Here is a 24,139-nt window from a genome sequence, read left to right as displayed (position 1 = left end):
AGACGACTTGCGCAGGGTGCAATTTTGCCCCCGCTCCGCTAGCATTAGCGATCTTCCGCTCGATCAGGCTACGATGGTTTTTCGATGAGTTATCAGGTTCTTGCACGTAAATGGCGTCCGCGCTCGTTCCGCGAAATGGTCGGCCAGACCCATGTGCTCAAGGCCTTGATCAATGCCTTGGACAACCAGCGCCTGCACCATGCCTACCTGTTCACCGGTACCCGGGGTGTGGGCAAGACCACCATCGCCCGTATCATTGCCAAGTGCCTGAACTGCGAAACCGGCATCACCTCCACGCCCTGCGGCACCTGCTCGGTGTGCCGGGAGATCGACGAAGGCCGTTTCGTCGACCTGATCGAGATCGACGCCGCCAGCCGCACCAAGGTCGAGGACACCCGCGAACTGCTCGATAACGTGCAGTACGCCCCGAGCCGTGGGCGCTTCAAGGTCTACCTGATCGACGAAGTGCACATGCTCTCGACCCACTCGTTCAACGCCTTGCTCAAGACGCTGGAAGAGCCGCCGCCCTACGTCAAGTTCATCCTCGCCACTACCGACCCGCAGAAACTGCCGGCCACCATCCTGTCGCGCTGCCTGCAGTTCTCGCTGAAGAACATGAGCCCGGAGCGGGTGGTCGAGCACCTCAGCCATGTCTTGGCTGCGGAAAACGTGCCGTTCGAGCCGGATGCCCTGTGGCTGCTGGGTCGCGCGGCCGATGGTTCGATGCGCGACGCCATGAGCCTGACCGACCAGGCCATCGCCTTTGGCGAAGGCAAGGTATTGGCCGCCGATGTGCGGGCCATGCTCGGCAGCCTCGATCATGGCCAGGTCTACGGGGTGCTGCAGGCGCTGCTCGAAGGCGATGCCCGGGCCTTGCTCGAGGCCGTGCGCAACCTGGCCGAGCAGGGGCCGGACTGGGCTGGCGTGCTGGCCGAGATGCTCAATGTGCTGCACCGCGTGGCCATTGCCCAGGCGCTGCCGGAAGCGGTGGACAACGGCCAGGGCGACCGTGAGCGGGTGCTGGCGCTGGCCTCGGCATTGCCAGCCGAGGATGTGCAGTTCTATTACCAGATGGGCCTGATCGGCCGCCGTGACCTGCCCTTGGCGCCGGATCCGCGCGGTGGTTTCGAAATGGTCCTGCTGCGCATGCTGGCGTTCCGCCCGGCCGACACCGACGACGCGCCGAAGCCGGTACTAAAGCCAGTGGGGATCAGCCAGGCCACAGCTGATCCTGCAACACCGGTGGCAGCGCCGGCGGTTGCCATGGCGCCGCCGGCCGCTGCTGTCGTGGAGCCTGTTGCACCGGTTGCCGCGCAACAAGTGCAGGCGCCCGCACCGGTCGAGCCAGCGCCACAGCCGGTTGTCGAGCCTGTGGTGGCGGCTGAGCCTGCCCCGGTCAGCGAACCTGAGCCAGCACCAGAACCCGTGGCAGAGGTGGTTGACCTGCCATGGGAAGAGCCCGCGCCAGTAGTGGCCGAGCCTGTGCCGGCTCCTGCTCCTGCTCCGCCCCCTGCGCCCACGCTGGCACCCGCTGCCCCGGCACACGACGACGAGCCGCCCTTCGACCCGTCCGCTTATGCCGCAGTAGGCATGGACCGCGACGATGAACCGCCCCTGGACGAAGACTATTACGGCGGCGAAAGCGACCCGGTCGGCTTCAGCTACCTGGACGAACTGGCCGAACACGTCCAGGAAGAAGCACCCAAGCCGGCAGCCGAACCGCTGCCCGCAGCCAAGCCGGCCACCGGCCTGGCCCTGCAATGGCTGGAATTATTCCCACAGTTGCCTGTATCCGGGATGACAGGCAACATCGCGGCAAACTGTACGTTGATTGCCGCCGATGGCGACGACTGGCTGCTGCACCTGGACCCTGGCCAGGGTGCGCTGTTCAACGCCACCCAGCAGCGGCGCCTCAACGAAGCGCTCAACCAGCACCTGGGGCGCACGCTGAACCTGCGCATCGAGCTGATCCTGCCCGAGCAGGAAACCCCAGCCCAGGCAGCGGCGCGCAAACGCGCCGAGCGCCAGCAGGACGCAGTCACCTCGATCGAGCAGGATCCGTTGATCCAGCAGATGATCAAGTTGTTCGGCGCCAAGGTGCGGCAGGATACTATTGAGCCTGTAGATGCCCTGGTTAACCAGGGCCAGTAACGGATAACCATGCGGCCGGCCCGGTGCCGGGCCGCATCACATGACCCAATCGAGGTATACCCCCATGATGAAAGGTGGCATGGCCGGCCTGATGAAGCAGGCCCAGCAGATGCAGGAAAAGATGCAGAAGATGCAGGAAGAGCTGGCCAACGCCGAAGTCACCGGCCAGTCCGGTGGTGGCCTGGTGAGCGTGGTGATGACCGGTCGTCACGACGTCAAGCGTGTCAGCATCGACCAGAGCCTGATGTCGACTGATGAAGACGACAAGGAAGTGCTGGAAGACCTGATCGCCGCCGCGCTGAACGACGCCGTGCGCAAGGTCGAGCAGAACAGCCAGGACAAGATGGGCAGCATGACCGCCGGCATGCAGCTGCCGCCGGGCTTCAAGATGCCGTTCTAAGGGCATTTGCGTTACCGAAAACCGCCGCTGATGACAGCGGCGGTTTTTTTGTGCGTTCCTGCAGCCTGCGCGGTCTTTGTAGGAGCGGCCTTGTGTCGCGAAAGGGCTGCGCAGCAGCCCCGGCAATCCATGCTGTGAAGCTGATAACCTGGGGCCGCTTCGCGCCCCATCGCGACACAAGGCCGCTCCTACAGGGACCGAGCAAGCCTTGCGATGTGCGCATGGCTGATTTGACGCCACTGCCCCCGCTGGGTATAAACCGCCTCTTATTGATTTGTCAGGCCTTTCCCATGAGCTTCAGCCCTCTCATCCGCCAACTGATCGATGCCCTGCGAATTCTCCCGGGTGTCGGCCAGAAAACCGCCCAGCGCATGGCCCTGCAACTGCTCGAGCGTGACCGCAGCGGCGGCCTGCGCCTGGCCCAGGCCTTGACCCAGGCCATGGAGGGGGTTGGGCATTGCCGTCAGTGCCGCACCCTGACCGAGCAGGAGCTGTGCCCGCAATGCGCCGACACGCGCCGTGACGATACCCAGTTGTGTGTGGTCGAAGGGCCGACCGATGTGTATGCAGTGGAGCAGACCGGCTACCGTGGCCGCTATTTCGTGCTCAAGGGCCACTTGTCGCCGCTGGATGGGTTGGGGCCTGAGGCGATCGGGATTCCGCAGCTGATGGCGCGGATCGAGGAGCAGGGCACCTTCACCGAGGTGATCCTGGCGACCAACCCGACGGTGGAAGGGGAGGCGACGGCGCATTACATTGCCCAGTTGCTGAGCGAGAAGGGCCTGGTGGCGTCGCGGATTGCCCATGGCGTGCCGCTGGGCGGCGAGCTGGAGCTGGTGGATGGTGGGACCTTGGCCCATGCGTTTGCGGGGCGTCGGCCGATTTCGCTCTGATTCAGAATGGTTGGGGCCGCTTTGCGGCCCATCGCGACACAAGGCCGCTCCTACAGGGGCCGCGCAATTTTCGGATACTGTAGGAGCGGCCTTGTGTCGCGATGGGCTGCAAAGCAGCCCCAAAACCCAACTCAGTATTCGCTGAGCGAAAACTCGGTCAGGCAGAAAGTCGGTACCCCGGCCGCCTGCAGCCGGCGCGACCCGTCCAGCTCCGGCAGATCGATGATCGCCGCCGCCTCGAACACCTGCGCACCGGTCCGGCGCACCAGGTTGGCCGCTGCCAGCAGCGTACCGCCAGTAGCAATCAAGTCATCGAAGATCAACACCGAATCCCCTTCGCACAGGCTGTCGGCATGCACTTCCAGGAAGGCTTCGCCGTACTCGGTCTGGTAACCTTCGCTCAGCACGTCAGCCGGCAGCTTGCCCTGCTTGCGGAACAGGATCAGTGGCTTGTTCAGCTGGTGGGCGATGATCGAGCCGATCAGGAAGCCCCGCGCGTCCATGGCGCCGATGTGGCTGAACTCGGCTTCGACATAGCGTTCGATGAACTGGTCGGCCACATAGCGCAGCCCGCGTGGCGACTGGAACAGCGGGGTGATATCGCGGAAGATCACGCCCGGTTTGGGGAAGTCCACTACCGGGCGGATCAGGGCTTTGAGGTCGAAGGCGTCGCTGTGCATTGTTGCGGGTATCCTGGGAAAACGAATGCCCAAGTATACCCGCTAAACGCCGGCCTCAGGCCTCCATTGCGCCACCGGCCAGCGCGCACAGCTGGATCGGGTCGAGAATGTGCACTTCCTTGCCTTCGGCACGGATCAGGCCATTCTGCTGGAAGCGGGTGAACACCCGCGACACGGTTTCCACCGCCAGGCCCAGGTAGTTGCCGATTTCGTTGCGCGACATGCTCAGGCGGAACTGGTTGGCCGAATAGCCGCGGGCGCGGAAGCGCGCCGACAGGTTGACCAGGAAGGTGGCAATACGCTCGTCAGCGGTCTTTTTCGACAGCAGCAGCATCATCTGCTGGTCGTCGCGGATTTCCCGGCTCATTACCCGCATCAGCTGGCGGCGTAGCTGCGGCAGCTGCACCGACAGCTCGTCGAGGCGTTCGAACGGGATTTCGCACACCGAGGTGGTTTCCTGGGCCTGGGCCGACACCGGGTAGGCTTCGGTATCCATGCCCGACAGGCCGACCAGCTCGCTGGGCAGGTGGAAGCCGGTGATCTGCTCTTCGCCGCTGTCGCTGAGGCTGAAGGTTTTCAGCGCGCCGGAACGTACCGCGTAGACCGAGCCGAAATTGTCGCCCTGGCGGAACAGGAACTCGCCTTTTTTCAACGGCCGCCCACGCTTGACGATTTCATCCAGTGCATCCATGTCTTCCAGGTTGAGGGACAGAGGCAGGCACAGGGGGGCCAGGCTGCAGTCCTTGCAATGGGCCTGGTTGTGTGGGCGCAGTTTGACTGGCTCGGACATTTTCATTCGATCCTTGTGGGAAAGCACACATAAGACGTAAGGGTAACTCACGGCGTAGGTTGTAGGCCAGCGTGCGCTGTTGTGGTGCGAACTGGCCGGGCCCCGGCGGGTGTGCGCCGGGGCCTTCGCTGTGCCCATGGTGTGCCTGGCAAGGAACTTTGTCCATGCGGTTGAACGACTCGGTTCAGATCACCCGCGAGAAGCGCTGGCGGTTGTGCATCGCCAGGTAGGCGTCGAACACCATGCATACCGAACGCGCCAGCAGGCGGCCTGCCGGCAGGATGCGGATGCCTTTGTCGTCCAGGCGGATCAGGCCGTCGCGCTGCAAGGTCAGCAGTTCTGGCCAGAGGTCGTTGAAGTAGCCGCGAAAATCGATGGTGAAGGCTTGTTCGATCGGCTCGAAATCCAGCTCGAAATGGCAGATCAGTTGCTGGATCACTGCCCGGCGGATGCGGTCGTCGTGATTGCACAGCAGGCCGCGCTGGGTGGCCAGCTGGGCGTTGGACAGGCTGTCCTGGTAGGTGTTGAGGTCGCTGCTGTTCTGGCAGTACAGGTCGCCGATCTGGCTGATGGCCGATACGCCCAGGCCGATCAGGTCGCAGTGCCCATGGGTGGTGTAGCCCTGGAAGTTGCGCTGCAGGGTGCCTTCTTCCTGGGCGATGGCCAGCTCGTCGTCGGGCAGGGCGAAGTGGTCCATGCCGATGTAGCGGTAGCCGGCGGCGGTCAGCTGGTCGATGGTGGCGTGCAGCATCTCCAGCTTGGCGGCCGCGCTGGGCAGGTCATTGCTGTCGATGCGCCGTTGCGGCATGAAGCGCTCGGGCAGGTGGGCGTAGTTGAACACCGACAGGCGGTCGGGTTGCAGGCGGATCACTTCTTCGACGGTGCGGGCAAAGCCTTCCGGGGTTTGCTTGGGCAGGCCGTAGATCAGGTCGAGGTTGATCGAGCGGAACTGCAAGGTGCGCGCGGCTTCGATCAGGGTGCGGGTCTGCTCCAGGCTCTGCAGGCGGTTTACCGCGCGCTGCACGGCCGGGTCGAGGTCCTGCACGCCCAGGCTGACGCGGTTGAAGCCCAGCTCGCGGAGCAGGCCCATGGTCGACCAGTCGGCTTCGCGCGGGTCGATCTCGATGCCGTAGTCGCCGGAGTCGTCGTCCAGCAGGTGGAAGTGCTGGCGCAGGGTGGCCATCAGCTGGCGCAGTTCCACATGGCTGAGGAAAGTTGGCGTGCCGCCGCCGAAATGCAGCTGCTCGACACGCTGTTTAGGGTCGAGGTGGCAGGCGATCAGCTGGATTTCCTGCTCCAGGCGCTGCAGGTAGGGCGCGGCGCGGCCGCGGTCCTTGGTGATGACCTTGTTGCAGGCGCAGTAGTAGCAGATGTTGGCGCAGAACGGCACATGCACGTACAGCGACAGCGGGCGCGCGGCCCGACGGCTTTCGCGCAGGGCGTGGAGCAGGTCGAACGAGCCCACTTCGCTGTGCAGTTGCACGGCGGTCGGGTAAGAGGTGTAGCGTGGTCCGGCCAGGTCGTAACGGCGGATCAGGTCGGTATCCCAACGAAGGTCGTCGAGCATGAGGGCGGTCCCCGGAAAGAGCAGCAGTGCCCCGGAGTCTATGGCCGTCTGTAGGAATCTGTGTTGATTTGTATCAAGGGCATTGGGGCTGCTCTGCAGCCCTTCGCGGGCTTGCCCGCGAAGGGTCGCAAAGCGGCCCCCATCAATGCCCCATCAACCAATGCTGGTGCGGCCCCGGCATGGTCCAGATACCAAACAGCATCACCAGCACCCCGCCAGCCACCCGCACACTGCGTCTTTTCAACAAAATGTTTACCCGCTCCGCGGCTAATCCGGTAGCCAGCAATACCGGCCAGGTCCCCACGCCGAAAGCCAGCATCAGCGCCGCGCTGTACCCGGCATTGCCTTGGCTGGCCGCCCACAGCAAGGTGCTGTACACCAACCCGCACGGCAACCACCCCCACAGGGCCCCCAGCAACAACGCCCGAGGCACGCTGGACACCGGCAGCAAGCGCGACGCCACTGGCTGTATATGCCGCCACAGCCCTCGGCCCAGCGCCTCGATGCGGGTCAGCCCGCTCCACCAGCCGGCCAGGTACAACCCCATGGCGATCAACAGCAGCGCCGCCACCACCCGCAGTGCCAGCGCCGCCGGGCTGCTGGCCACGGCCCAGCCGGCCAGGCCCAGCAGCAGGCCGGCACAGGCATAACTGAGAATGCGCCCAAGGTTGTACGCCAGCAGCAGGCGCAAGCGCCGGCCACGTTGTTCGGGTGGTATGGCTAGGGTCAGCGCACCCATCAGGCCGCCGCACATGCCAAGGCAGTGGCCGCCGCCGAGCAGGCCGAGGATCAACGCCGAGCCCAGCAGGGGCAGCAGGTCAGGCACGGGGTGGGGGTTCCTTGTCGGTGTCGGCCTGGTTGTCGTCAGGCTTCACCGCCGCCTGGTGGCGCGGGTCCTGGTCGTCGAACAGGATGCTGTGGGCAGGGCTTTCCAGGTCGTCGTACTGGCCGCTGTCCACCGCCCAGAAGAAGATGTACACGGCCACGCCGACCAGCAGCAGGGCTGCGGGGATCATGACATAGAGTGCGGGCATGACGACTTCCTCCCGGGCAGGGGCGCTTCGTTCGCTGGCAGGCCCGATGGCAGGGGCAGGCGGGTCAGGCGCAGGGCGTTGAGTACCACGATCAGTGAACTGACCGACATGCCGATGGCTGCCCAAACCGGGGTGATCCAGCCAAGCGCGGCGAACGGCAACATCAGGCCATTATACAAGGTCGCCCACAGCAGGTTCTCGAGGATGTTGCGGCGGGTGCGGCGGGCCAGCTCGAAGGCCTGTACCAGCGCCTGCAGGCGGTTGGACAGCAGCACGGCGTCGGCGCTGGTCTTGGCCAGGTCGGTGGCGCTGCCCATGGCGATGCTGATGTCGGCGGCGGCCAGTACCGGCACGTCGTTGACCCCGTCACCCAGCATCAGCACCTTGCGCCCGGCCGCCTGCAGCGCCTTCAGCCGGTCCAGTTTATCGTCCGGGCGCAGGCCGCCGATGGCCTGGTCGATGCCCAGCTGTGCGGCCACTTCGGCAACCATCGGCGAGCTGTCGCCCGACAGCAGCAGCGTGCGCCAGCCACGGGCCTTGCAGGCCGCCAGCAGGGCAGGGGCATCGTCGCGCAGGCGGTCGTCCAGGCCGAACCAGGCCAGTGGGCCCTGACGGTCGCCAAGCAGCAGCCACTGGCCGCGCGGCTCTGGCACGCCGGGGATTTCCGCGCCGCTCAGGGCGCAGACGAAGGTGGCCTGGCCAATGCGCAGGCGCTGGCCTTCGACCAGCCCCTCCAGGCCCAGGCCCGGCACGGTCTGCACGTCGTCAGCAGGCGTGGCGGTGCGGCCGAAGGCACGGGCGATGGGGTGTTCGGAGCGGTTCTCCAGCGCTGCGGCCAGGGCCAGGCAGCGGTCGGCGGGCAGGCTGCCGAGCGGGCGAATGCTGCGCAAGGTCAGGCGGCCTTCGGTCAGCGTGCCGGTCTTGTCGAAAATCACCGTGTCGATCTGGTTCAGGCCTTCCAGCACATGGCCACGGGTGACCAGCAGGCCGAGCTTGTGCAAGGTGCCGGTGGCCGCAGTAAGCGCCGTTGGCGTTGCCAGGGACAGCGCGCAAGGGCAGGTCGCTACCAGCATGGCCAGCACGATCCAGAACGCCCGCGCCGGGTCCAGGTGCCACCACCACAGGCCGATGGCCGCAGCGGCCAGCAGCGAGAACAGCAGGAACCACTGCGAGGCCCGGTCGGCGATTTCGGCCAGGCGTGGTTTTTCGGTCTGGGCGCGTTCCAGCAGGCGGACGATTGCCGACAACCGCGAGTCGTGGCCGAGGGCTTCGACTTCCACGTTCAGGGTGCTTTCGACGTTCAGGGTGCCGCCGGTGACCCGCTCGCCGACCCGCCGTGGTTGCGGCAGGTATTCACCGGTCAGCAACGATTCATCGACGCTGGAGCGGCCTTCGACGATGCGCCCGTCGGCGGGGATTACCGCGCCTGGCAGCACCTGCACCGTGTCACCGCGCTGCAGTTCGCTGAGCAGGATGCGCTCGCTGCGGCCGACGGCGTCCAGGCGCAGGCACGAGGCCGGCAGCAGGTTGACCAGCTGCGCAGTGGCCGCGGCGGTGCGTTCGCGGGCGCGGCGCTCCAGGTAGCGGCCGGTGAGCAGGAACAGCGCGAACATGCCCACGGTGTCGAAATACAGCTCGCCGCTGCCGGTGATGGCGGTCCAGATGCCGGCGCCGAAGGCCAGGCCAATGGCCAGCGACACCGAAACGTCCATGGTCAGGTGGCGGGTACGCAGGTCGCGTGCCGCGCCCTTGAAGAACGGTGCGCAGCTGTAGAACACGATGGGGATGGTGAGGAACAGCGCCACCCAGCGCAGGATGGTGTGCAGTTCGGGCGACAGGTCGATGTTGAATTCCGGCCAGGTGGCCATGGTTGCCATCATCGCCTGGAACCACAGCAGCCCGGCCACGCCCAGGCGGCGCAGGGCGCTGCGGTTCTCGCGGGCCAGTTGCTCGGCGGCCTGGTCGGGCTGATAGGGGTGGGCGGCGTAGCCGATCTGGCGCAGCTCGGCGAGCAGGCGCGAGAGCGGCAGTTGCTGGTCATGCCAGTTCAGCAGCAGGCGGTGGTTGGACAGGTTCAGGCGCGCCTCGGCGACGCCGGGCAGGTTGCGCAGGTGCTTTTCGATCAGCCAGCCGCAGGCGGCGCAGCTTATGCCTTCGACCAGCAGGGTGGTTTCGGCCAGGTCGCCAGCATGGCGAACGAAGGTTTGCTGTACGTCGCTGCGGTCGTAGAGGGCCAGTTCGTCCTGTAGCTGCTTGGGCAGGGCCTCGGGGTTGGCGCTGTTGTCGCTGCGGTGCTGGTAGTAGTGCTCCAGGCCACCGGCGACGATCGACTCGGCCACCGCCTGGCAGCCGGGGCAGCAGAACTGCCGGGGCTGGCCGAGGACCACGGCGTTGAAGCGGCTGCCGGCGGGGACGGGCAGGGCGCAGTGGTAGCAGGGGGTGGGCTGGGTCATCACGTCATTGCCTTACACAAATCGGCCGGCTGGCACGCATCCCTGTAGGAGCGGCCTTGTGTCGCGAAAGGGCCGCGAAGCGGCCCCGGGACTTCAGCAGCGGTGCATGCATCGCTGGGGCTGCGCTGCAGCCCTTTCGCGACACAAGGCCGCTCCTACAGGTGCTCGGCGCCTTGAATGGCTTCGTCACCCAGTTGCAAAGTGACACCATGCTCCACTTTCTCTTCCTCGAACAAGCGCCAAACCTGGCCACCTTCGCTACCCAGCAGCTCAACGAAGCGCCGCCCGTCAACCTTGTCCTCCAGCTGCCCCACATAGCGCCCAGCCTCGACCCGGCTCAGCAGCACCTTGCGGTCTTTCTCCGGCTGGGTTGGCGAAATCAGGTTCAGCTCCAGGCTCTGCGGGTCGCTGTTGCCGGCCAGGCGCACGTCCACTTCGCCGGTCAGCTCGTCCAGGTGCACGCCGGCCTTCAGGCCCAGCGTCTGCGCCAGCAGTTCTCGGTCCAGCGAGCGGTTGATGCCCTTGCCAGCCTCGTAGTAGTTGTCGTTCACCAGGTTGTCCGGGTTGTGCACGGCGATGCTGACCATGGTCAGGCTCAGGCACACCGAGGTGGCGAGGATGCCGATGATGATCCAGGGCCAGAGGTGCTTGTACCAGGGGCTGGCGGCGGTGGCAGGCATTGTGGGTTATCTCTCTCAGCGGATCTGTGGGCCGATGAAGCGGCTCTTGGCTTCAACCTGGGCGTCGCTGTCATCGGCGCTCTTGAGGATGAAGGTGATTTCGTTGGTGGTCGATGGCAGTTTCTCGGGTGCGATAGACAGCTGCACCGGCAGGCTGACGATATCACCAGCGTCCACGCGGATCTCGCGCTGGCCTTCAAGCTTCAGGTCTGGCAGGCCGGTGGCGTCCAGCACGTAGACGTGGTCACGCTGGTCCTTGTTCATCACTTTCAGGCTGTACACGTTCTCGATCCGGCCCTGGGCGTTCTCGCGGTACAGCACGCGGTCCTTGCTCACGTCGAAACCGACCAGCGAACGGGTGGCGAAGGCAGTGGCCAGGCCGACCATCATCACCAGCAGTACCACGGCGTAGCCGATCAGGCGTGGGCGCAGCATGTGGGTCTTCTGCCCGGACAGGTTGTGCTCGGTGGTGTAGCTGATCAGCCCTTTGGGGTAGTTCATCTTGTCCATGATGTTGTCGCAGGCGTCGATGCACGCTGCGCAGCCGATGCACTCGATCTGCAAGCCGTCACGGATGTCGATGCCGGTGGGGCAGACCTGCACGCACATGGTGCAGTCGATGCAGTCGCCCAGGCCCGCGGCCTTGTAGTCCAGGTCTTTTTTGCGCGGGCCGCGGGTTTCGCCACGGCGCGGGTCGTAGGAAACGATCAGCGTGTCCTTGTCGAACATCACGCTCTGGAAGCGCGCGTAGGGGCACATGTACACGCACACCTGCTCGCGCAGCCAGCCGGCGTTGCCGTAGGTGGCGAGGGTGAAGAAGCCGACCCAGAAGTAGGCCCAGCCGTCGGCCTGGCCGGTAAAGAATTCGGTGGCCAGTTCACGGATCGGCGAGAAATAGCCGACGAAGGTCATGCCGGTGACGAAGCCGATCAGCAGCCACAGGCTGTGCTTGGCGAACTTGCGCAGGAACTTGTTGCCGCTCATGGGGGCTCTGTCGAGCTTCATGCGCTGGTTGCGGTCGCCCTCGGTGACCTTTTCGCACCACATGAAAATCCAGGTCCACACGCTTTGCGGGCAGGTGTAGCCGCACCACACCCGGCCGGCGAACACGGTGATGAAGAACAGGCCGAAGGCGGCCACGATGAGGATGCCCGAAAGCAGGATGAAGTCTTGCGGCCAGATGGTGGCGCCGAAGATGTAGAACTTGCGCTCGGGCAGGTTCCACCACACGGCCTGGTGGCCGCCCCAGTTCAGCCACACGGTGCCGAAGTACAGCAGGAACAGCACAGCCCCGCCGACCATGCGCAGGCGCCGGAACAGGCCGGTGAAGGCACGGGTGTATATCTTTTCCCGGGAGGCGTAGAGGTCGACGGAATCCTTCCCTTTGTTGGCAGGCGGGGTGACGTCATGTACCGGAATTTGCTTGCTCATCATCAAGTCCCACGGCAGTGGAAAAACGCCGCAGCCAGTGCGTGCCGGCCGCAGTCTCGCGCAATCTGCTAGCGCTCTGCGGCCCATGATACGCCGCTGATGGCAGTATGGGGCTGCACTGCGACCTTTAGTCGCGTTGGGTTCGTGGCATGAATCGTGTTATGGCGGGTGTCAATTGATCCAGGTCATCAGCCTGCAAGAAATGCTGTGTCTTTGCCGGCCTCTTCGCGGGTGAACCCGCTCCCACAGGGATCGCACAGATCCTGACGCGAGCGCAGTACCTGTGGGAGCGGGTTTACCCGCGAAGAGGCCAGGCCTGCCTTACTCGGCCTTGGCCGGTTCGGCCTGCTGCGACAGGCTGTACACATAAGCCGCCAGCAAGTGCACCTTGTCATTCCCTTGCAACTGCTCCTGGGCCGGCATCTGCCCCTGGCGACCGTAGCGGATGGTCTGTTGCAACTGGGCAAAGCTCGAACCGTAGATGAACGCCTGCGGATGGGTCAGGTTCGGCGCGCCCATGGCTGGCGTACCCTTGCCCTCCGGCCCATGGCAGGCCACGCAGTTGGCGGCGAAGATCTTCTGCCCGTTCTCGGCATCGGCCTTCACGCCCTCTGGCAGGGTGCGGCCATCGAGCTTGCTGACCACGAACGCAGCCACATCGGCCACGCCCTGGTCACCGATCACCTCGGCCCAGGCCGGCATCACGCCGTGGCGACCGCCCATGATGGTGGTCTTGATGGTGTCTGGCTCGCCGCCCCAGCGCCAATCGTTGTCGGTGAGGTTAGGGAAGCCGAAGGCACCCTTGGCGTCGGAGCCGTGGCACACCGAGCAGTTGGAAGCGAACAGCCGCGCGCCCATCTTCAGGGCCTGCGGGTCCTTGGCCACCTCGGTGATGGGCATGGCGGCGAACTTGGCGAAGATCGGCCCGAAGCGGGCGTCGGCCTTGGCCATTTCCTTTTCCCACTCGTGCACGCCGGTCCAGCCCGGCTGACCGTTGGAAAACTCGGTCTGCTTGTCGTTATCCAGGTACGAGTAGCCCGGCAGGACGCCTTTCCAGTTGCCCAGGCCCGGGTACAGCACCAGGTAGCCGAGGGCGAAGACGATGGTGCCGACGAACAGCCAGAACCACCATTTCGGCAGCGGGTTGTCGTACTCCTCGATGCCATCGAAGGCATGCCCGACGGTTTCGTCGGTGACCTCTTCGCGCTGGCCCTTGCGGGTCGACAGCAGCAGCCAGGTCAACGAGAAGATGGTGCCCAGGGTCAGGACGGTAACGTACAGACTCCAGAAGGTTGTCATTGTTTTTTGCTCCCAGAAGCTTTTGCTTGCTCGACGTGCCGGCTGGCTTCGGGGTCATCCGCGAAGGGCAGTTGGGTCGCTTCGTCGAAGTCCTTCTTGCGCCGTGGGTTGAACACCCACAGCGCCAGGCCCACGAAGGCCACCATCACCACGACGGTGCCCAGGCCGCGAATCATCCCGATATCCATCAGCGTCACCGTTTGCTCTTGATGATGGTGCCAAGACCCTGCAGGTACGCGACGATGGCGTCCATTTCGGTCTTGCCCTTGACCGCGTCGCGGGCCCCGGCGATATCGGCGTCGGTGTACGGCACGCCGAGGGTGCGCAGCACTTCCATCTTCTTCGCGGTGTCCTTGCCGTCGAGCTTGTGCTCGACCAGCCATGGGTACGACGGCATCTTCGATTCCGGTACCACGTTGCGCGGGTTGTACAGGTGCGCACGGTGCCAGTCATCGGAGTAACGGCCACCGACCCGCGCCAGGTCCGGCCCGGTACGCTTGGAGCCCCACAGGAATGGGTGGTCCCACACGCTCTCGCCGGCTACCGAGTAGTGGCCGTAGCGCTCGGTTTCGGCACGGAACGGGCGGATCATCTGCGAGTGGCAGCCCACGCAGCCTTCGCGGATGTAGATATCGCGGCCTTCAAGTTCCAGCGCGGTGCGCGGCTTCATGCCTTCCACGGGTTTGTTGGTGACGTCCTGGAAAAACAGCGGGACGATCTGGGTCAGGCCACCGACGCTCACGGCGATGACCATGAAGAAGGCCAGCAGGCCTATGTTCTTCTCGACGGCTTCATGCTTCATCAGAGCGCTCCCACGACGACGATCTTGGCGGCTTCCTCAGCCTGTGCCGGGTTGGCGGCACGTACGGTACGGAACACGTTGTAGGCCATCAGCAGCATGCCGGTGGCGAAGAACGCACCGCCCAGGGCGCGGACGATATAGCCAGGGTGGCTGGCCTGCAGGGCTTCGACGAAGGAGTAGGTGAGGGTGCCGTCATCGTTGATGGCGCGCCACATCAGGCCCTGGGTGATGCCGTTTACCCACATCGAGGCGATGTACAGCACGGTACCGATGGTAGCTAGCCAGAAGTGCGCGTTGATCAGGCCGACGCTGTGCATCTGCTCGCGGCCATACAGGCGCGGGATCATGTGGTACACGGCGCCGATCGAGATCATCGCCACCCAGCCGAGGGCGCCGGCGTGCACGTGGCCGATGGTCCAGTCGGTGTAGTGCGACAGCGAGTTCACGGTCTTGATGGCCATCATCGGGCCTTCGAAGGTGGACATGCCGTAGAACGCCAGCGACACCACCAGGAAGCGCAGGATCGGGTCGGTGCGCAGTTTGTGCCAGGCACCGGACAGGGTCATCATGCCGTTGATCATGCCGCCCCAGCTTGGCGCCAGCAGGATGATCGACATGACCATGCCCAGCGACTGTGCCCAGTCAGGCAGGGCGGTGTAGTGCAGGTGGTGCGGGCCGGCCCAGATGTACAGGGTGATCAGTGCCCAGAAGTGCACGATCGACAGGCGATACGAGTAGATCGGGCGTTCGGCCTGCTTGGGTACGAAGTAGTACATCATCCCCAGGAAGCCGGTGGTGAGGAAGAAGCCCACGGCGTTGTGGCCGTACCACCACTGGATCATCGCGTCGGTGGCGCCGGAGTAGGCCGAGTACGACTTGAACAGGCTTACCGGCAGCGAGATGTGGTTGACGATGTGCAGCATCGCGGTAACCACGATGAAGGCGCCGTAGAACCAGTTGCCGACATAGATGTGCTTGGTCTTGCGCTTGACGATGGTGCCGAAGAACACCAGCCCGTAGGTGACCCAGACGATGGCCAGCAGGATCGCCAGCGGCCACTCGAGCTCGGCGTATTCCTTGGTGGTGGTGTAGCCCATCGGCAGGGTGATCAGCGCCCCGACGATCACCGCCTGCCAACCCCAGAAGGTGAAGGCGGCCATGCTGTCGGAGATCAGCCGGGTCTGGCAGGTGCGCTGCACCACGTAGTAGCTGGTGCCGAACAGCGCACAGCCCCCGAAGGCGAAGATCACCAGGTTGGTGTGCAGCGGGCGCAGGCGGCCGAAGCTGGTCCAGGGCAGGTCCAGGTTCAGTTGCGGCCATACCAGCTGCGAGGCGATGAAGACGCCGAGGCCCATGCCAAGGATCCCCCAGACCACCGTCATGATGGCGAACTGGCGGACGACCTTATAGTTATAAGCAGTCGGACTGATTGCTGTGCTCATTGCTAAGGTTCCACGGTTTTGATGTTCTTGTTGGTCGAAAAAATCGGCGCCAGTATTGATAACCACCGGGGTTACCGCAACGCAACTTTGGTACGCCGACCCGTGCCCGAGCCCGTTCACTGATGTCCCGCAGCGATCGGGTCTGGACGATTGTACACAAATAAATATTTGTAATGTGTACCGTTTTTCGCCTTTTTCTGATCGATCGGTCAAGCTTTTTATCAGGACGGCGACAGGCTACGCGCCGCGTCTGCTTCGCTCCTTTCGGAGCGAGGCCCACTGAGGCAACAAGCTTAGTTCTGTTCGGAGGGGGTGCAAGGGAGGGTAGAGCGGGGGCAAGGTGGGAATGGGGCTGCTTTGCAGCCCGTCGCGACACAAGGCCGCTCCTACAGGGAGTACGCGGTCCCTTGTAGGAGCGGCCTTGTGTCGCGATAGGGCCGCAAAGCGGCCCCTTGGCGGTATTACTTGGCAGTCACGGTTTCAGCAGCACCATCCTGCGACAGGCTATACACATACGCCGCCAGCAGGTGCACCTTGTCGTTGCCCTGGATCTCCGCCTGCGCCGGCATCTGACCCTGGCGACCATAGCGAATGGTCTGCTGCAGCTGGGCAAAGCTCGAACCGTAGATGAACGCCTGCGGGTGGGTCAGGTCTGGCGCGCCCATGGCCGGGGTGCCCTTGCCTTCAGGCCCGTGGCAGGCCACGCAATTGCCGGCGAAGATTTCCTTGCCCTTGGCGGCGTCGGCCTTGATCCCTTCCGGCAGGCTGCGGCCATCGAGGTTGGTGAGCACGAACGCGGCCACATCCGCCACGCCCTGCTCGCCGATCACTTCGGCCCAGGCCGGCATCACGCCGTGGCGACCGTTCATGATCGACGCCTTGATGGTTTCCGCCTCGCCGCCCCAGCGCCAGTCCTTGTCGGTGAGGTTGGGGAAGCCATAGGCACCCTTGGCGTCCGAGCCATGGCAAACCGAGCAGTTCGAGGCGAACAGGCGGCTGCCCATTTTCAGCGCCTGCGGGTCCTTGGCCACTTCTTCCACGGGCATGGCAGCATACTTGGCGAAGATCGGGCCGAATTTTGCGTCGGCCTTGTCCATTTCCTTCTGCCATTCGTTGGCGCCGGTCCAGCCATTTTCATAGCCCGGCAGGATGCCCTTCCAGTTGCCCAGGCCCGGGTAGAGGATCAGGTAACCGACCGAGAACACCAGGGTGCCGACGAACAGCCAGAACCACCACTTGGGCAGCGGGTTGTCGTATTCCTCGATGCCGTCGAAGCTGTGGCCCATGGTCTGGTCGGTGGTGTTGTTGCTCTGGCCCTTGCGGGTGGCGAGCAGCAGCCAGGTCAGGCCAATCAGGCTACCGATGGTCAGTACGCAGATGTACGTACTCCAGAAGGTGGTCATTGCCCGTTACTCCTTTTTGCAGCAGGTGCCTGTCCGGCAGAGGGCAGGCGGTCGTCGACGAAGGGCAGCAGGCGCGCTTCGGCGAAATCACGGTCGCGGCGGCGGTTGAATACCCACAGGGTGAGGCCGATGAAGGCGATCATCACCACCAGGGTGCCCAGGCCGCGGATCATGCCGATGTCCATTCCCATCGCATTCACCTCTTGTTCTTGATCGCGGTGCCGAGCACCTGCAGGTAGGCGACCAGGGCGTCCATTTCGGTCTTGCCCTTGACCGCGTCGCGGGCCCCGGCGATGTCATCGTCGGTGTACGGCACGCCCAGGGTGCGCAGGGTGCGCATCTTGGTGTCGGTATGGCTGTTGTCGACCTGCTGGGCGACCAGCCATGGGTACGACGGCATCTTCGACTCCGGTACCACGTTGCGCGGGTTGTACAGGTGCGCACGGTGCCAGTCGTCCGAGTAGCGTCCACCGACCCGGGCCAGGTCCGGCCCGGTGCGCTTGGAACCCCACAGGAACGGGTGGTCCCACACGCTTTCACCAGCCACCGAGTAGTGGCCATAGCGCTCGGTTTCGGCGCGGAACGGGCGGATCATCTGCGAGTGGCAGCCCACGCAGCCTTCGCGGATGTAGATATCGCGGCCTTCCAGCTGCAGCGCGGTGTAGGGCTTCATGCCTTCCACCGGCTTGTTGGTGACGTCCTGGAAGAACAACGGGACGATCTGGGTCAGGCCGCCGATGCTGACGGCAAACACCATCAGCAGGGCCAGCAGGCCGACGTTTTTCTCGATGACTTCATGTTTCATCAGGCAGGTCTCCTCAAGCCAGCTGGGCGTTCGCAGGGGCGACATCGAGCGCCGGCGAACGCACGGTGCGCCAGGTGTTCCAGGCCATCAGGAACATGCCGCTGAGGAAGATCGCACCGCCGACGAAGCGCACGATGAAGCCTGGGTGGCTGGCCACCAGGGTTTCCACGAACGAGTAGGTGAGCGTGCCGTCGCTGTTGACCGCGCGCCACATCAGGCCCTGGGCGATGCCGTTGACCCACATCGAGGCGATGTACAGCACAGTGCCGATGGTGGCCAGCCAGAAGTGCGCGTTGATCAGGCCGATGCTGTACATGCGCTCCTTGCCGAACACTTTCGGGATGGTGTGGTACAGCGCGCCGATCGAGATCATCGCCACCCAGCCGAGGGCGCCGGCGTGCACGTGGCCGATGGTCCAGTCGGTGTAGTGGGACAGGGCGTTGACCGTCTTGATGGCCATCATCGGGCCTTCGAAGGTGGACATGCCGTAGAACGCCAGCGACACCACCAGGAAGCGCAGGATCGGGTCGCTGCGCAGTTTGTGCCAGGCGCCGGACAGGGTCATCATGCCGTTGATCATGCCGCCCCAGCTTGGTGCCAGCAGGATCAGCGACATCACCATGCCCAGCGACTGCGCCCAGTCGGGCAGGGCGGTGTAGTGCAGGTGGTGCGGGCCGGCCCAGATGTACAGGGTGATCAGCGCCCAGAAGTGCACGATCGACAGGCGATAGGAATACACCGGGCGTTCGGCCTGCTTGGGCACGTAGTAGTACATCATCCCCAGGAAGCCCGCGGTCAGGAAGAAGCCCACGGCGTTGTGGCCGTACCACCACTGCACCATGGCATCGGTGGCGCCGGCATAGACCGAGTAGGACTTGGTCAGGCTGACCGGCAGTTCCAGGTTGTTGACGACGTGCAGCATCGCCACGGTGAGGATGAAGCCGCCGAAGAACCAGTTACCGACGTAGATGTGCTTGGTGTTGCGCTTCATCAGCGTGCCGAAGAACACGATGGCGTAGCTCACCCAGACGATGGTGATCAGGATGTCGATCGGCCATTCCAGTTCGGCGTATTCCTTGGAGCTGGTGTAGCCCAGCGGCAGGCTGATGGCCGCCAGCAGGATCACCAGTTGCCAGCCCCAGAAGGTGAACGCGGCCAGGCCCGGTGCGAACAGGGTGGTCTGGCAGGTGCGTTGCACCGAATAATAGGAGGTGGCGAACAGCGCACAGCCGCCGAAGGCGAAGATCACCGCATTGGTATGCAGGGGGCGCAGGCGGCCGAAGCTGGTCCAGGGGAGGTCGAAGTTGAGGGAAGGCCAGGCGAGCTGGGCGGCGATGAAGACGCCGAGCCCCATCCCGACGATTCCCCACACCACCGTCATGATGGCGAATTGGCGGACCACCTTGTAGTTATAGGCGGTACTGCTGGTTGTGTTCATGTATGGGTTCCCATCCACGGTTATTTGGCAGGCTTTACAGCGAGGCAAGCATGATTAATGGGCAAAGTGCCGGTATTGACGGGGATCAATGGGCGAAGGTCGGAAATGTCCCAGGCTTGCGCTGCGATCCCCCGCACGTTCGGGGCAAGGGCGGCTACAAGGGCTGCCTGATCCTGGCCCATGGCGCAGGTGCGCCGATGGACAGCGGGTTCATGGACGAAATGGCGCAAAGGCTTGCGGCGCTTGGGGTAGCGGTAGTGCGCTTCGAGTTCCCGTACATGGCCGAGCGCAGGGTTGCCGGCGGCAAGCGGCCGCCGAACCCGCAGAAGGTGTTGCTGGAATGCTGGCGCGAGGTGTACCGGCAGGTGCGACCTTTGGTCGCGGGCAGGCTGGCGGTGGGTGGCAAGTCCATGGGCGGGCGCATGGCCAGCCTGCTGGCCGATGAACTGGAAGCGGATGCACTGGTGTGCCTGGGCTATCCGTTCTATGCGGTGGGCAAGCCGGAGAAGCCACGGGTCGAGCACCTGGCCGAATTGAAGACGCCGACGTTGATCGTGCAGGGCGAGCGGGATGCGCTGGGTAACCGCGAGGCGGTGGCAGGGTATGCGTTATCGCCGGCGATCGAGGTGAGCTGGCTGGTGGCGGGGGACCATGACCTGAAGCCGCTGAAGGCCTCGGGGTTCAGCCATGAGCAGCACTTGCAGGCGGCGGCTGAGAAGGTTGCGGCATTCCTGTCGCAGTAGTGCTGGATTCTTCGCGGGTGAACCCGCTCCCACAGGTTCACTACAGGTCTGAAACTTGCGCAGTACCTGTGGGAGGTTGCGGCATTCCTGTCGCAATAGTGCTGGATTCTTCGCGGGTGAACCCGCTCCCACAGGTTCGCTACAGGTCTGAAACTTGTGCAGTACCTGTGGGAGCGGGTTTACCCGCGAAGAGGCCGGTACAGGCTACCGCTTAGTCACGGTACTCGCACAGGTAGGCAGTATCCACCGCCACCTTCAGCTGGAACTTGCTGTCGGCGGCCACATTGAACTTGTCACCGGCGTTGAAGGTTTCCCAGTTGTCGCTACCCGGCAGCTTCACGGTCAGGGCGCCGGAAACCACGTGCATGATCTCGCGCTTGGCAGTGCCGAACTCGTATTCGCCCGGGGCCATCACGCCGACGGTGGCCGGGCCTTCAGTGCCTTCGAAGGCGATCGACTTGACAGTACCATCGAAGTATTCGTTGACCTTGAACATGGGGCGACTCCTGAAAAGGGGGGATGAAAAAGGGCTGGCCAGTATGCCCAAGCCCACGGGCCCCGTCATCTGCTTTCAGGTAGCGTCCACCGGCAGGCTCAACGGCAGCAGCCGCGCGGTATTGCGCGCATCTTCCAGGGCCCGGTGCTGCTGCCCGCAAAAGTGCATGCCGGCCAGCTGCAGTGCACCATTCAGCCCAGCGGGGCGCTGCAGGTGGCGGGCCTTGGCGAAGCGTTGCTTGAGGTTGATGTGCGGCAGGGTCCGCAGCAGGCTGTCCAGCCCATGCTGCTGCCACTCCTGGTGCAACTGCTGGCGGTCGTAGTCGCCCCAGCTGACCCAGGCCTGAAGCTGCCCGCGGTGGTGCCCGAGCCAGCGCTCGAAGCTTGCCCATACCTCGCGGAACGGTGCGGCACTGTCCACGCTGGCCTGGCTGATGTGGGTCAGCTCACGGCAGAACGGGGTCAGCTGCGGCCGCCGCCGGGGCTTCACGAAGCGCTGGAAGTGGTCGACCTCGCGGCCTTCGCGGGTAACCAGGCTTGCGCCGATTTCAATGACTTCCATCTCTGTGACCGGCCACCCACCATCGTCGGTGGTGGCTTCCAGGTCGATCACCAACCAATGGCCCATACCAGGCTCCCTTGCAGATCCTGCTAGAGCGTAGCCAAACTCAGGGCATCCGGCATCCCCTGGCAATTTGCCTGCGGCTTTGGCACAAAGGGCCACTATCCGGCAGTTGTGTCCGGCCCGGAAAACGCCTAGCTTAGGTGGACCCAGGCATGAACCGTGATGAGCATCCGTCTTGACTCCAGCGCCCGGCCTAAAGGCCCTGTCTTCCCTGATGCTGCTGGCCGTGTTCTGGCTGGCGGCGCCGGTATGGGCTGCCGATGCCGTCGAAGTGAGGATTGGCGCGGCGCATTTCCCACCGTACACGGTACGCCCCGAGCAGGGGGCCGACAGCGGCCTGCTGCCGCAGCTGGTCGACGCGCTAAACCGCACGCAGCAGCGCTACCACTTCGTCGTGGTGCCCACCTCCATCCAGCGGCGTTTTGGTGACCTCCAGCAAGGCCGCACCGACATGGCCATTTTCGAGAACCCGGAGTGGGGCTGGCAGCAGATTGCCCACCAGAGCGTGGACCTGGGCCTGGAAGATGCCGAGGTGTTCGTCGCCCGCAAGGCCAATGGCCGTGACCCGCATTACTTCGACGACCTACACGGCAAGCGCCTGGCGCTGATCAACGGCTACCACTATGCGTTCGCCGGCTTCAACTCCGATCCGGACTACCTGCGCACCGCCTACAAAGCGACCCTGACCTATTCCCACGACAGCAACCTGCTGATGGTGCAGGCCGACCGCGCCGACATCGCCCTGGTCACGCGTTCCTATCTCAGCGATTTCCTGGAGCGCAACCCGGCCAGCCGGGAGCAGTTGGTGTCCTCGCAGCGCATTGACCAGGTCTACCACCACTACGCCTTGCTGCGCCCGGGGGCGCCGATCGGCGAGCAGTCGTTCGCGGCGCTGCTGCGGGCGCTGCGCGACAGTGGCGAGCTGGCGCGCATCTTCGAGCCCTACCGCATCACGGTGTCGGCCCCACACGACTAAATTCCCGTGGTGCGGCAACGTTCTCAGCAGTGAGCCTTTTCTTCATTGCCGTGAGTCAAGCCCATGCCGTTCGATGCCGCTTCGCAGCCCCTGTCAGCGCCACGCTGGCGCAGCCTCAGTGCCGAGGAGGGCGACAGCTGGCTGAGCCTGTCCCTCGAAGGCCGCCCGCTGATCCAGTTGCGCCTGGAGGTGGGCGCTACCCTGCATGTTCACCTGGAGCGGCTGTGCCCCGAGCGCCCCTATCAGGCCTTGTGGGCCGCCTGTTATTGGCTGCTGGCCCGCGACACCGCCTGCCAGCGCCTGGCCTGGTACCTGCCCGAGGCGTTGCCCCAGGCATTGACCAGTGGCCTGCTGCTGGCCGGCGAGCAGCCTGGCCAATACCTGTGCGAGCGAGCGCTGTTCTGGCAGCTGCCACAGCCGTGGCTGGGCGAGTCGGCCAGCGTGGCATACCCGCAGCAAATGCAGATCAGCAACGGCAAGCGCCACCCACGCCGCGCGCCCAAGCCTCGTGGCGAGGTGTACCGGCGCTTCGATACGCGCCTGGGCAGTTGGGTGTCGCTGCGTACCTTGGAAATCGAACATGACCTGGAGCGCTTCAACCGCTGGCAGAACAACCCGCGGGTGGAGGCGTTCTGGCAGGAGGCTGGCACCCTGGCGCAGCACCGTGAATACCTAGGCAAGCTCGAGGCCGACCCGCATGCCCTGACGCTGATCGGCTGCTTCGATGACCAGCCGTTTGCCTACTTCGAGGCGTATTGGGCCAAGGAAGACCGCATTGCGCCGTTCTACCCGGCCGATGACTACGACCGTGGCATCCACATGCTGGTGGGGGAGGAGAGCCACCGCGGGCCGCACAAGGTAGCCAGCTGGCTATCGGCGCTGGTGCACTACCTGTTCCTGGATGACCCGCGCACCCAGCGGGTGGTGGCCGAGCCGCGTGCCGACAACGGCAAGATGATCGGCTACATGCACGACCAGTGCTTCCATTGCGACAAGGAGTTCGACTTCCCGCACAAGCGCGCGGCGTTGATGATTCTGGGGCGGGAGCGTTTTTTCGATAAGTGTAAATTGGCTTGAGTGCCAGGGGGCCGCTGTGCGGCCCATCGCGACACAAGGCCGCTCCTACATTAAGGGCGCGGTCTCTGTAGGAGCGGCCTTGTGTCGCGAAAGGGGTGCAACGCGCCCCCGGCGATCTCGAGGCAAATGTTTCAGGCCTGCCGACTGGCCGTCTTGCGACAATGTACCAGCGCATCGCGGATCATGAAGTTGACCAGTGTCGGCGACACTCCCAGCTCCTTGGCAATGTCCTTCTGCGGCACGCCATGCAGGCGGTACATCTCGAAGGCATAGCGGGTGCGCTGGGGCAGTTCGTTCAGCGCCTCGGCAATGTCATCCAGCGCGGCAAGGTTGATGTGGGTGGCTTCGGGGGAGGCGTTCTGCACGACTACGTTCAGGCCTTCCTCCTCGCTGCCGGAGTACTTCAACTCCATCGCCTGCTTGCGGTAGTGGTCGATGGCCAGGTTGCGCACGATCTGGAACAGGTAGCTCAGCTGCGCCTTGAACGACGATGTGATCTGCGGGGCGGCGCTGAGCCGGAAAAAGGCGTCCTGCACCACATCTTCGGCGCGCGACCGGCAGCCGGTGATGCGGGCAGCGATCTTGACCAGGATGCTGCGGTTGTCGACGAAGGCCTGCAGTAATGGTGAATCGCACTTACTTGTGGATAGTTGTTCCGCCATGGAAATCACCTTGTCACAGAGGGGAAAGGACGCACCCAAATTTGGGAAGCTTCCTACGACGGGCGACAAGCTATTCAGAATGATAATGATTGTCAAATGCGAAATGTAATTGGTAACCGTGCATTTCGGTTCTAAGCCTGTGGCATCGGGCTTGCCCGCGAAAGGGCCTGCGTGGTGCCCTTGCCGGTGCTATGACACGCTAATTTCTCCCCCCGCCCATCCGTTCCCCTGTGTACACCTCAGGCCGCCACATGCCGCTGCGCCCACGTTCGCGCAGCAGCCGGCCCGACCCA

Annotated in this window: 25 protein-coding genes; 6 read left to right on the top strand and 19 right to left on the bottom strand. The window is 64.3% G+C overall.

Going from position 1 to position 24,139, the window contains the following annotated elements:
• Positions 1–84 precede the first annotated feature (84 nt).
• The 3 genes from dnaX (at position 85) to recR (ending at position 3,444) form a co-directional block, all read left to right on the top strand.
• Positions 85–2,151, top strand: a complete 2,067-nt coding sequence (dnaX, locus tag ABNP31_RS18055; RefSeq protein WP_238066674.1) for a DNA polymerase III subunit gamma/tau — start codon at positions 85–87, stop codon at positions 2,149–2,151.
• Between the two features lie 64 nt (positions 2,152–2,215).
• Positions 2,216–2,551, top strand: a complete 336-nt coding sequence (locus tag ABNP31_RS18050) for a YbaB/EbfC family nucleoid-associated protein (protein WP_003259671.1) — start codon at positions 2,216–2,218, stop codon at positions 2,549–2,551.
• A 290-nt stretch (positions 2,552–2,841) separates the two neighbouring features.
• Positions 2,842–3,444, top strand: coding sequence for a recombination mediator RecR (gene recR / locus ABNP31_RS18045; RefSeq protein ID WP_003259670.1), 603 nt, complete (start codon positions 2,842–2,844; stop codon positions 3,442–3,444).
• A 131-nt stretch (positions 3,445–3,575) separates the two neighbouring features.
• On the opposite strand, the gene ABNP31_RS18040 is transcribed toward recR, so the two are convergent.
• The 16 genes from ABNP31_RS18040 to ccoN (ABNP31_RS17965) all read right to left on the bottom strand — a co-directional run bounded on the left by ABNP31_RS18040 (position 3,576) and on the right by ccoN (ABNP31_RS17965) (position 19,268).
• Positions 3,576–4,124 (bottom strand): adenine phosphoribosyltransferase, encoded by a 549-nt coding sequence (locus ABNP31_RS18040; RefSeq protein ID WP_009683910.1) that lies wholly within the window; start codon positions 4,122–4,124, stop codon positions 3,576–3,578.
• Positions 4,125–4,179: 55 nt separating this feature from the next.
• A complete protein-coding gene (gene fnrA, locus ABNP31_RS18035) occupies positions 4,180–4,914 on the bottom strand; it encodes a Crp/Fnr family transcriptional regulator FnrA (protein WP_015271145.1) in 735 nt (244 codons plus the stop codon).
• A 184-nt stretch (positions 4,915–5,098) separates the two neighbouring features.
• Positions 5,099–6,481: an oxygen-independent coproporphyrinogen III oxidase gene (gene hemN, locus ABNP31_RS18030; RefSeq protein ID WP_025340016.1), complete on the bottom strand. Its 1,383-nt coding sequence runs from the start codon at positions 6,479–6,481 to the stop codon at positions 5,099–5,101.
• 142 nt (positions 6,482–6,623) lie between these two features.
• Positions 6,624–7,307, bottom strand: a complete 684-nt coding sequence (locus ABNP31_RS18025; RefSeq protein ID WP_046615052.1) for a sulfite exporter TauE/SafE family protein — start codon at positions 7,305–7,307, stop codon at positions 6,624–6,626.
• On the bottom strand, positions 7,300–7,515 hold the full coding sequence (gene ccoS / locus ABNP31_RS18020; protein WP_025340014.1) for a cbb3-type cytochrome oxidase assembly protein CcoS: 216 nt from the start codon (positions 7,513–7,515) through the stop codon (positions 7,300–7,302). The genes ABNP31_RS18025 and ccoS overlap by 8 nt, the downstream gene beginning before the upstream one ends.
• A complete protein-coding gene (locus ABNP31_RS18015; RefSeq protein WP_350012619.1) occupies positions 7,494–9,968 on the bottom strand; it encodes a heavy metal translocating P-type ATPase in 2,475 nt (824 codons plus the stop codon). Before ABNP31_RS18015 ends, ccoS begins: the two co-directional genes overlap by 22 nt.
• A gap of 155 nt (positions 9,969–10,123) precedes the next feature.
• Positions 10,124–10,648, bottom strand: coding sequence for a FixH family protein (locus ABNP31_RS18010; protein WP_054572585.1), 525 nt, complete (start codon positions 10,646–10,648; stop codon positions 10,124–10,126).
• A gap of 15 nt (positions 10,649–10,663) precedes the next feature.
• Positions 10,664–12,079, bottom strand: coding sequence for a cytochrome c oxidase accessory protein CcoG (gene ccoG, locus ABNP31_RS18005; protein WP_085664018.1), 1,416 nt, complete (start codon positions 12,077–12,079; stop codon positions 10,664–10,666).
• Positions 12,080–12,400: 321 nt separating this feature from the next.
• Positions 12,401–13,378 carry a cytochrome-c oxidase, cbb3-type subunit III gene (ccoP, locus tag ABNP31_RS18000; RefSeq protein ID WP_046615057.1) on the bottom strand — a complete coding sequence of 326 codons (978 nt, stop codon included), beginning with the start codon at positions 13,376–13,378 and terminating at the stop codon, positions 12,401–12,403.
• On the bottom strand, positions 13,375–13,566 hold the full coding sequence (locus ABNP31_RS17995; RefSeq protein ID WP_003259925.1) for a CcoQ/FixQ family Cbb3-type cytochrome c oxidase assembly chaperone: 192 nt from the start codon (positions 13,564–13,566) through the stop codon (positions 13,375–13,377). The genes ccoP (ABNP31_RS18000) and ABNP31_RS17995 overlap by 4 nt, the downstream gene beginning before the upstream one ends.
• Before the next feature lie 5 nt (positions 13,567–13,571).
• The gene (ccoO, locus tag ABNP31_RS17990) at positions 13,572–14,180 is read right to left on the bottom strand and encodes a cytochrome-c oxidase, cbb3-type subunit II (protein WP_013973496.1); all 609 of its coding nucleotides are present in this window, start codon (positions 14,178–14,180) and stop codon (positions 13,572–13,574) included.
• Positions 14,180–15,622 carry a cytochrome-c oxidase, cbb3-type subunit I gene (gene ccoN / locus ABNP31_RS17985; protein ID WP_350012618.1) on the bottom strand — a complete coding sequence of 481 codons (1,443 nt, stop codon included), beginning with the start codon at positions 15,620–15,622 and terminating at the stop codon, positions 14,180–14,182. The genes ccoO (ABNP31_RS17990) and ccoN (ABNP31_RS17985) overlap by 1 nt, the downstream gene beginning before the upstream one ends.
• Positions 15,623–16,083: 461 nt before the next feature.
• Entirely contained in the window at positions 16,084–17,025 is a 942-nt protein-coding gene (gene ccoP / locus ABNP31_RS17980; RefSeq protein ID WP_238066670.1) for a cytochrome-c oxidase, cbb3-type subunit III, read from the bottom strand.
• Positions 17,022–17,216, bottom strand: coding sequence for a cbb3-type cytochrome oxidase subunit 3 (locus ABNP31_RS17975; RefSeq protein WP_025340008.1), 195 nt, complete (start codon positions 17,214–17,216; stop codon positions 17,022–17,024). The genes ccoP (ABNP31_RS17980) and ABNP31_RS17975 overlap by 4 nt, the downstream gene beginning before the upstream one ends.
• A 5-nt stretch (positions 17,217–17,221) precedes the next feature.
• Positions 17,222–17,830 carry a cytochrome-c oxidase, cbb3-type subunit II gene (gene ccoO, locus ABNP31_RS17970; protein ID WP_013973492.1) on the bottom strand — a complete coding sequence of 203 codons (609 nt, stop codon included), beginning with the start codon at positions 17,828–17,830 and terminating at the stop codon, positions 17,222–17,224.
• A gap of 13 nt (positions 17,831–17,843) precedes the next feature.
• Positions 17,844–19,268: a cytochrome-c oxidase, cbb3-type subunit I gene (ccoN, locus tag ABNP31_RS17965; protein ID WP_013973491.1), complete on the bottom strand. Its 1,425-nt coding sequence runs from the start codon at positions 19,266–19,268 to the stop codon at positions 17,844–17,846.
• A 50-nt stretch (positions 19,269–19,318) separates the two neighbouring features.
• On the opposite strand from ccoN (ABNP31_RS17965), the gene ABNP31_RS17960 reads away from it, so the two are divergent.
• Complete coding sequence (locus ABNP31_RS17960; protein ID WP_350012617.1) at positions 19,319–20,011, top strand: alpha/beta family hydrolase; 693 nt, start codon at positions 19,319–19,321, stop codon at positions 20,009–20,011.
• Between the two features lie 211 nt (positions 20,012–20,222).
• Here ABNP31_RS17960 and ABNP31_RS17955 read toward each other — a convergent pair whose 3' ends face one another.
• Both ABNP31_RS17955 and ABNP31_RS17950 read right to left on the bottom strand, forming a co-directional pair.
• Positions 20,223–20,507, bottom strand: a complete 285-nt coding sequence (locus ABNP31_RS17955) for a pyrimidine/purine nucleoside phosphorylase (RefSeq protein WP_012315400.1) — start codon at positions 20,505–20,507, stop codon at positions 20,223–20,225.
• Positions 20,508–20,582: 75 nt separating this feature from the next.
• Positions 20,583–21,134 (bottom strand): exonuclease domain-containing protein, encoded by a 552-nt coding sequence (locus tag ABNP31_RS17950; RefSeq protein ID WP_075045871.1) that lies wholly within the window; start codon positions 21,132–21,134, stop codon positions 20,583–20,585.
• 172 nt (positions 21,135–21,306) lie between these two features.
• Between ABNP31_RS17950 and ABNP31_RS17945 the strand changes: the two genes are divergently transcribed.
• Complete coding sequence (locus tag ABNP31_RS17945; RefSeq protein ID WP_085664020.1) at positions 21,307–22,107, top strand: substrate-binding periplasmic protein; 801 nt, start codon at positions 21,307–21,309, stop codon at positions 22,105–22,107.
• A 63-nt stretch (positions 22,108–22,170) separates the two neighbouring features.
• Entirely contained in the window at positions 22,171–23,184 is a 1,014-nt protein-coding gene (locus ABNP31_RS17940; protein WP_350012616.1) for a GNAT family N-acetyltransferase, read from the top strand.
• Positions 23,185–23,315: 131 nt separating this feature from the next.
• On the opposite strand, the gene ABNP31_RS17935 is transcribed toward ABNP31_RS17940, so the two are convergent.
• The gene (locus ABNP31_RS17935; protein ID WP_015271130.1) at positions 23,316–23,846 is read right to left on the bottom strand and encodes an RNA polymerase factor sigma-70; all 531 of its coding nucleotides are present in this window, start codon (positions 23,844–23,846) and stop codon (positions 23,316–23,318) included.
• Positions 23,847–24,139: the final 293 nt, after the last annotated feature.

It is taken from the genome of Pseudomonas asiatica (genome assembly GCF_040214835.1).
GTDB lineage: Bacteria > Pseudomonadota > Gammaproteobacteria > Pseudomonadales > Pseudomonadaceae > Aquipseudomonas > Aquipseudomonas putida_Z.
This window is presented reverse-complemented; position numbering and strand designations above follow the sequence as displayed.

Coding starts and splice junctions, on each gene's coding strand:
- hemN (WP_025340016.1), bottom strand. CDS start 6,481: ATGCTCGACGACCTTCGTTGGGATACCGACCTGATCCGCCGTTACGAC.
- ABNP31_RS18050 (WP_003259671.1), top strand. CDS start 2,216: ATGATGAAAGGTGGCATGGCCGGCCTGATGAAGCAGGCCCAGCAGATG.
- ABNP31_RS18015 (WP_350012619.1), bottom strand. CDS start 9,968: ATGACCCAGCCCACCCCCTGCTACCACTGCGCCCTGCCCGTCCCCGCC.
- ABNP31_RS18010 (WP_054572585.1), bottom strand. CDS start 10,648: ATGCCTGCCACCGCCGCCAGCCCCTGGTACAAGCACCTCTGGCCCTGG.
- ABNP31_RS17940 (WP_350012616.1), top strand. CDS start 22,171: ATGCCGTTCGATGCCGCTTCGCAGCCCCTGTCAGCGCCACGCTGGCGC.
- recR (WP_003259670.1), top strand. CDS start 2,842: ATGAGCTTCAGCCCTCTCATCCGCCAACTGATCGATGCCCTGCGAATT.
- ccoP (WP_238066670.1), bottom strand. CDS start 17,025: ATGACCACCTTCTGGAGTACGTACATCTGCGTACTGACCATCGGTAGC.
- ABNP31_RS17950 (WP_075045871.1), bottom strand. CDS start 21,134: ATGGGCCATTGGTTGGTGATCGACCTGGAAGCCACCACCGACGATGGT.
- ABNP31_RS17975 (WP_025340008.1), bottom strand. CDS start 17,216: ATGGGAATGGACATCGGCATGATCCGCGGCCTGGGCACCCTGGTGGTG.
- ccoG (WP_085664018.1), bottom strand. CDS start 12,079: ATGAGCAAGCAAATTCCGGTACATGACGTCACCCCGCCTGCCAACAAA.
- ABNP31_RS17935 (WP_015271130.1), bottom strand. CDS start 23,846: ATGGCGGAACAACTATCCACAAGTAAGTGCGATTCACCATTACTGCAG.
- ccoO (WP_013973492.1), bottom strand. CDS start 17,830: ATGAAACATGAAGTCATCGAGAAAAACGTCGGCCTGCTGGCCCTGCTG.
- ccoO (WP_013973496.1), bottom strand. CDS start 14,180: ATGAAGCATGAAGCCGTCGAGAAGAACATAGGCCTGCTGGCCTTCTTC.
- ccoN (WP_350012618.1), bottom strand. CDS start 15,622: ATGAGCACAGCAATCAGTCCGACTGCTTATAACTATAAGGTCGTCCGC.
- ABNP31_RS17960 (WP_350012617.1), top strand. CDS start 19,319: ATGATTAATGGGCAAAGTGCCGGTATTGACGGGGATCAATGGGCGAAG.
- ccoS (WP_025340014.1), bottom strand. CDS start 7,515: ATGCCCGCACTCTATGTCATGATCCCCGCAGCCCTGCTGCTGGTCGGC.
- ABNP31_RS17995 (WP_003259925.1), bottom strand. CDS start 13,566: ATGGATATCGGGATGATTCGCGGCCTGGGCACCGTCGTGGTGATGGTG.
- ccoP (WP_046615057.1), bottom strand. CDS start 13,378: ATGACAACCTTCTGGAGTCTGTACGTTACCGTCCTGACCCTGGGCACC.
- dnaX (WP_238066674.1), top strand. CDS start 85: ATGAGTTATCAGGTTCTTGCACGTAAATGGCGTCCGCGCTCGTTCCGC.
- fnrA (WP_015271145.1), bottom strand. CDS start 4,914: ATGTCCGAGCCAGTCAAACTGCGCCCACACAACCAGGCCCATTGCAAG.
- ABNP31_RS18040 (WP_009683910.1), bottom strand. CDS start 4,124: ATGCACAGCGACGCCTTCGACCTCAAAGCCCTGATCCGCCCGGTAGTG.
- ABNP31_RS17955 (WP_012315400.1), bottom strand. CDS start 20,507: ATGTTCAAGGTCAACGAATACTTCGATGGTACTGTCAAGTCGATCGCC.
- ccoN (WP_013973491.1), bottom strand. CDS start 19,268: ATGAACACAACCAGCAGTACCGCCTATAACTACAAGGTGGTCCGCCAA.